At 67.0% G+C, this 5,230-nt stretch carries 7 protein-coding genes; all 7 read right to left on the bottom strand.

The features are described from left to right. Positions 1–290 (bottom strand): Holliday junction branch migration protein RuvA (ruvA, locus tag VFA16_RS20970; RefSeq protein ID WP_324969676.1); only part of this gene is annotated, 290 nt, incomplete at its 3' end. Then, positions 287–841, bottom strand: coding sequence for a crossover junction endodeoxyribonuclease RuvC (gene ruvC, locus VFA16_RS20965; protein WP_324969675.1), 555 nt, complete (start codon positions 839–841; stop codon positions 287–289). The genes ruvA and ruvC, both read right to left, overlap by 4 nt. A 169-nt stretch (positions 842–1,010) precedes the next feature. Then, positions 1,011–1,763, bottom strand: coding sequence for a YebC/PmpR family DNA-binding transcriptional regulator (locus VFA16_RS20960; RefSeq protein WP_324969674.1), 753 nt, complete (start codon positions 1,761–1,763; stop codon positions 1,011–1,013). 241 nt (positions 1,764–2,004) lie between these two features. Further along, the gene (pdxT, locus tag VFA16_RS20955; protein ID WP_324969673.1) at positions 2,005–2,598 is read right to left on the bottom strand and encodes a pyridoxal 5'-phosphate synthase glutaminase subunit PdxT; all 594 of its coding nucleotides are present in this window, start codon (positions 2,596–2,598) and stop codon (positions 2,005–2,007) included. Next, the gene (gene tesB, locus VFA16_RS20950; protein ID WP_324969672.1) at positions 2,595–3,440 is read right to left on the bottom strand and encodes an acyl-CoA thioesterase II; all 846 of its coding nucleotides are present in this window, start codon (positions 3,438–3,440) and stop codon (positions 2,595–2,597) included. Before tesB ends, pdxT begins: the two co-directional genes overlap by 4 nt. Before the next feature lie 9 nt (positions 3,441–3,449). After that, on the bottom strand, positions 3,450–4,361 hold the full coding sequence (gene pdxS / locus VFA16_RS20945) for a pyridoxal 5'-phosphate synthase lyase subunit PdxS (protein ID WP_414687779.1): 912 nt from the start codon (positions 4,359–4,361) through the stop codon (positions 3,450–3,452). A 93-nt stretch (positions 4,362–4,454) separates the two neighbouring features. Continuing rightward, the coding region (locus VFA16_RS20940) for an NUDIX hydrolase (protein WP_324969671.1) at positions 4,455–5,230 on the bottom strand (776 nt) is incomplete at its 5' end.

Here is a 5,230-nt window from a genome sequence, read left to right as displayed (position 1 = left end):
AGCGCTGCGGCGTCGTAGACCGCCAGCGTGGCCAGCGCGATCTTCGGCCCGACCCCCGAGACCCCCAACAACGTCAAGAACAGGTCGCGGGTCTCGATGTCGGGAAAGCCGTAGAGCGTCATCGAATCTTCGCGCACGATCATCGCGGTGATCAGCCGCGCTTCGCTGCCGCGCCGCAGCGTCGCCAGCGTCGACGGCGTCGCGTTGACCCGGTAGCCGACCCCGGCCGCCTCAATCACCGCGTGGTCGAGCGCCACCTCGAGCACCTCACCGCGGACCGACGCGATCATCGGGCGGCCCTCACTTTCGCGGCGAACTTCTTGCGCTGCTCGGCCGCCTTGGCCTCGGCGGCTGCCATCCGGGCGATCATCGGGGCCCGCCAGCAATGACAGATCGCCAGCGCCAGTGCGTCGGCGGCATCGGGTGGCGTCGGTTTGGCTTGCAGTGCAAGAATTTTCGTGACCATCGTGGTGACTTGATCCTTACCCGCGCCCCCGTTGCCGGTGACCGCGGCCTTGACCTCGCTGGGCGTGTGGAAATGCACGTCGATCCCGCGTTTGGCCGCAGCCAACGCGATCACCCCGCCGGCCTGCGCGGTGCCCATCACCGTCGACACGTTCTGCTGGGAGAACACCCGCTCGATCGCGATGACGTCGGGGTGATGGGTCTCCAGCCAGTGCTCGACGGTGTCGCTAATGGTCAGCAGCCGTCGGGGCAGCGGCTCGTCGGCGGGTGTGCGCACGACGTCGACATCCAGGGCGATCACGTTTCTGCCCAGCCCGCCCTCCACGACCGACAGACCGCAGCGGGTCAAGCCGGGGTCGACTCCCATTACGCGCACCGCATGCTCCCTCGACGCCGAACGGCTGTTCGATAACACTAGCGGGAGGGGCCGACATCCTCGGGCAGCGACACAGCGCGCCGCGTGCACCGAAATCCACTTTCTGCAGAAGAAGTGCGCGTGGCGGCCTGCCAAACGTCGATCGGGTAGACGGGGCCGAAGCCGGCCGTCACTCCTCGATCTGGGCGAGGATCTCGTCGGGGATGTCGGCGTTGGTGTAGACGTTCTGCACGTCGTCAGCGTCTTCGAGCGCGTCGACCAGTTTCATCACCTTGCGCGCGCCCTCGGCGTCCAGCGCGACCGTCACCGACGGCTGGAACCCGGCTTCGGCGGAGTCGTAGTCGATGCCGGCCTGCTGCAGCGCGGTGCGCACGGCCACCAGGTCACTGGGCTCAGAGATGATCTCGAAGCTGTCGCCGAGGTCGTTGACGTCCTCGGCGCCGGCATCCAGCACGGCTGCCAGCACGTCGTCCTCGGTCAAGCCGTCCTTCTCCAGCGTGACCACGCCTTTGCGGGAAAACAGGTATGCCACGGAGCCGGGGTCGGCCATGGTGCCGCCGTTGCGGGTCATCGCGACCCGCACCTCACTGGCGGCCCGGTTGCGGTTGTCGGTCAGGCATTCGATGAGCACCGCGACCCCGTTGGGGCCGTAGCCCTCGTAGGTGATGGTCTGATAGTCGGCGCCGCCGGCCTCCTCGCCAGCGCCGCGCTTGCGGGCCCGTTCGATGTTTTCGTTGGGAACCGAGCTCTTCTTGGCCTTCTGGATCGCGTCGTACAGCGTCGGGTTACCAGCAGGGTCACCGCCCCCGACGCGCGCTGCAACCTCGACGTTCTTGATCAGCCGGGCGAAGTTCTTGCCGCGCCGGGCATCGATGATCGCCTTCTTGTGCTTGGTGGTGGCCCATTTGGAGTGGCCGCTCATCCGCTACTACCTCTTGTCGTTGCTCCCAAAGTTCGCCAGACGAGTCTACGTGGACGGCCGGCGCTTCCATCGCCAGGATTCCGGGCGATGGCACGAGGGCGGCATATACCGACGTGCCCGCCTCATCGCGATTGTTAGCCGAATTAATCGCTAGGAGGCGGGCAACACGCCATACCCCCTTTCGCCAGTAACTGGAGTGAATCTCGTCAGTGACTGGGAGTGACAGGAGGCGGCAGTAGAGTCATGCCTCGCCCTTGACGATGTCGACGAACATCCGGTGGATGCGGCGATCGCCGGTCATCTCCGGGTGAAACGCCGTCGCCAGCATGGGGCCTTGCCGCACCGCGACAACATGACCGGCGGCCTCGGCCAGCACCTGAACCTCGGCACCAGCGCGCTCCACCCACGGCGCGCGAATGAACACGGCGTGCACCGGATCGTCAAGTCCCGCGAACTCCAGATCGCCTTCGAACGAATCGACCTGACGACCAAACGCGTTGCGGCGCACGGTCATATCGATAGCCCGCAATGGAACTGCTTCCCGGCCGCGCGTACCGGCGTCGAGGATCTCGCTGGCCAGCAGGATCATTCCCGCGCAGGCTCCATACGCCGGTAAGCCGTCGGCAAGCCTGGCGCGCAGCGGTTCGAGCAGGTCGAGGTCACGCAGCAGGTGGCTCATCGTGGTGGACTCGCCGCCGGGAATGACCAGCCCGTCCAGCGACTCCAGTTCACTGCGGCGGCGCACCGGGATCGCGTCGACGCCGGCCTCACGCAGCGCGGCAAGGTGCTCTCTGGTGTCGCCCTGCAGCGCCAGGACGCCGACCCGTAGGGTCACTGGCCGGCCGCACGGAAGTCGCGCTTGTAGCGGGTCAAGCCCTCCTGCATCACCGCCGCGACCATTTCGCCGTACTGGTTGAAGATCTTGCCCTGGGTCAGCGACCGCCCGCCGCAGGCCGACGGCGAGGACTGGTCATACAGCAGCCATTCGTCGGCCCGAAACGCCCGCATAAACCACATCGCGTGGTCTAGCGACGCCACCTGCAGATGGTGGCGTTCTTCGAGGTGGATCACCTGCGCCGAGCCAAGCAGTGTGAGGTCGCTCATGTAGGCCAGCGCGCAGATGTGCAGGACCGGGTCGTCGGGCAGCGGATCGCGATGCCGAAACCACACCTGCTGCTGCGACGCCAGCCCCGGCAGGCGTTCCAGCTTCTCTTGCGGCACGATGCGGACGTCCCACTCCTCGAACTGGCGAAAGCCGGCGTCGTCGAACACCTTCATCGACTGCAGCCCCGGCAGGTCGTCCGGCGGCGGCGCCGACGGCATCACGTCTTGATGCTCGATACCACTCTGGTCGGTCTGAAAAGACGCCGACATGGAGAAGATGGTTTCGCCGTGCTGGATGGCGTTGACCCGCCTGGTGCAAAACGAGCCGCCGTCGCGGATACGCTCGACGATAAAAATGGTGGGCGCCTTGGCATCTCCCGGCCGCAGGAAGTATCCGTGCAGCGAGTGCACCAGAAACTGCGGATCGACAGTGCGCACCGCAGACACCAGGGTCTGGCCGGCGACATGACCGCCGAAGGTGCGCTGCCAGTTGCCCGATTCGGGGCTGAACACGCTGCCGCGATAGATGTTGACCTCGAGTTGCTCGAGATCAAGGATCTGCTCGATCGACACGAAACGTTCTTACCAGCCGCGTTCGGCCAGGCGATGCGGCGCGGCGAGCTCCTCCACGTTGATGCCGACCATCGGCTCACCGAGCCCCCGCGATACCCGGGCCAACACATCGGGATCGTCGTAGAACGTGGTGGCCTTGACGATGGCTGCGGCGCGTTGGGCGGGATCGCCGGACTTGAAGATGCCCGAACCCACGAACACGCCTTCGGCGCCGAGCTGCATCATCATCGCCGCGTCGGCCGGGGTGGCGATACCACCGGCGGTGAACAGCGTGACGGGCAGTTTGCCTGCGCGGGCCACCTCGACGACGAGTTCGTAGGGGGCTTGCAAATCCTTTGCGGCGGTGTACAACTCGTCGTCGGAAAGCGATCCCAGCCGGCGAATCTCGCCGGTGATGGCGCGCATGTGCGTGGTCGCGTTGGAGACGTCACCGGTGCCGGCTTCACCTTTGGAGCGGATCATCGCAGCGCCCTCGGTGATACGACGCAGCGCCTCTCCGAGGTTGGTCGCACCGCACACGAACGGGACGGTGAACTTCCACTTGTCGATGTGGTGGGTGTAGTCCGCGGGGGTCAGCACCTCGGACTCGTCGATGTAGTCGACGCCGAGGCTCTGCAGGATCTGGGCTTCGACGAAGTGCCCGATGCGGGCTTTGGCCATCACCGGGATGGTGACCGCGGACATGATGCTCTCGATCATGTCCGGGTCGCACATCCGCGACACGCCGCCCTGTGCGCGAATGTCGGCAGGTACCCGCTCCAGCGCCATCACCGCCACAGCGCCGGCACCTTCGGCGATGCGGGCCTGCTCGGGGGTGACGACGTCCATGATGACGCCGCCCTTGAGCATCTCGGCCATACCGCGTTTGACCCGCGCCGTTCCGGTCTGCCCGCGGCCGTTCGACGAACCGGCGGTATCCACTGCTGATCTCCTTTTAACTGGTGTCAACCCAGTTTAGTGGTGGGCGGCAAACCGGTATTTGCGACGGCCGGTGGCCTAGCGCACCGGGAGACCTCAGCGGATGGACTGCAGCTGGGGCTGTGGTTGGGGTGCGCGACGGTCGGCCAGCGCGTTGGCGTCGGCGAGCAGCTCCGACAGCTGCAGCGGGTAGACGGTCTCGCCGGCGGCGGCCAGCTCGGCGATGTCGGCGGCGGTACACCACCGCGCGCAGTGGATGTAGCGGCGCTCTAACTCGGTCCGCCCGGCGATGGTCGGCTCAAATCGGCGGGTGCGGTAGACGAAGAAGAACTCCTGGCTGTCGATCACCGAGCCGTTGAAGTCGAAGACCGCGTCGCGCCGCCAGATCGGTCCGATCATGTCGGCGGGGTCGGCCCGCAGCCCGGTCTCCTCGGCCAGTTCCCTCGCGGCGGCCTCCGCCAACTGCTCGCCGGGCCGCACCTGGCCGCCCACGGTGAACCACCACCGCGGCGCGCTGCCGTCGGTGATCGCCGGGTCTGATCCACACAACAGCAACACCGCGCCGTCGTCGTCGAGCAACACGACCCGCGCCGACGTGCGCCGGCTGGACACGCCGTAGGCGGCATGGCCGACCGGGTGGGAGCGCTCGGCGATCTCGAAATACGTTGGCAGCGGCGCCGTCCCACCCAGCCGCAACAGCCGGACCATCGGCCGCTCGCGCAGCGCCAACGTGTCACGCACCGCGTCGTTGTGGAAGCGGCGGGCCAACAGCACCCGCGCCTCGGCGTCGGCGAGCTCGGCGACCAAGGCCGACGGCAGCGCCGCCGGGTCGACCATCGCCAGCGCTGCCGACAGCTCGTTTTCGCAGGCCT

Origin of the sequence: Mycobacterium sp., assembly GCF_035653355.1 — a bacterium.
Classification (GTDB): Bacteria; Actinomycetota; Actinomycetes; order Mycobacteriales; family Mycobacteriaceae; genus Mycobacterium.
The sequence above is the reverse complement of the archived record's forward strand: the minus strand, read 5'-3'. Positions and strand labels throughout refer to the sequence as shown.

What these genes read in the sequence shown, in the direction of transcription:
- VFA16_RS20960 (WP_324969674.1), bottom strand. Translation starts at nt 1,763, where the DNA reads ATGAGCGGCCACTCCAAATGGGCCACCACCAAGCACAAGAAGGCGATC.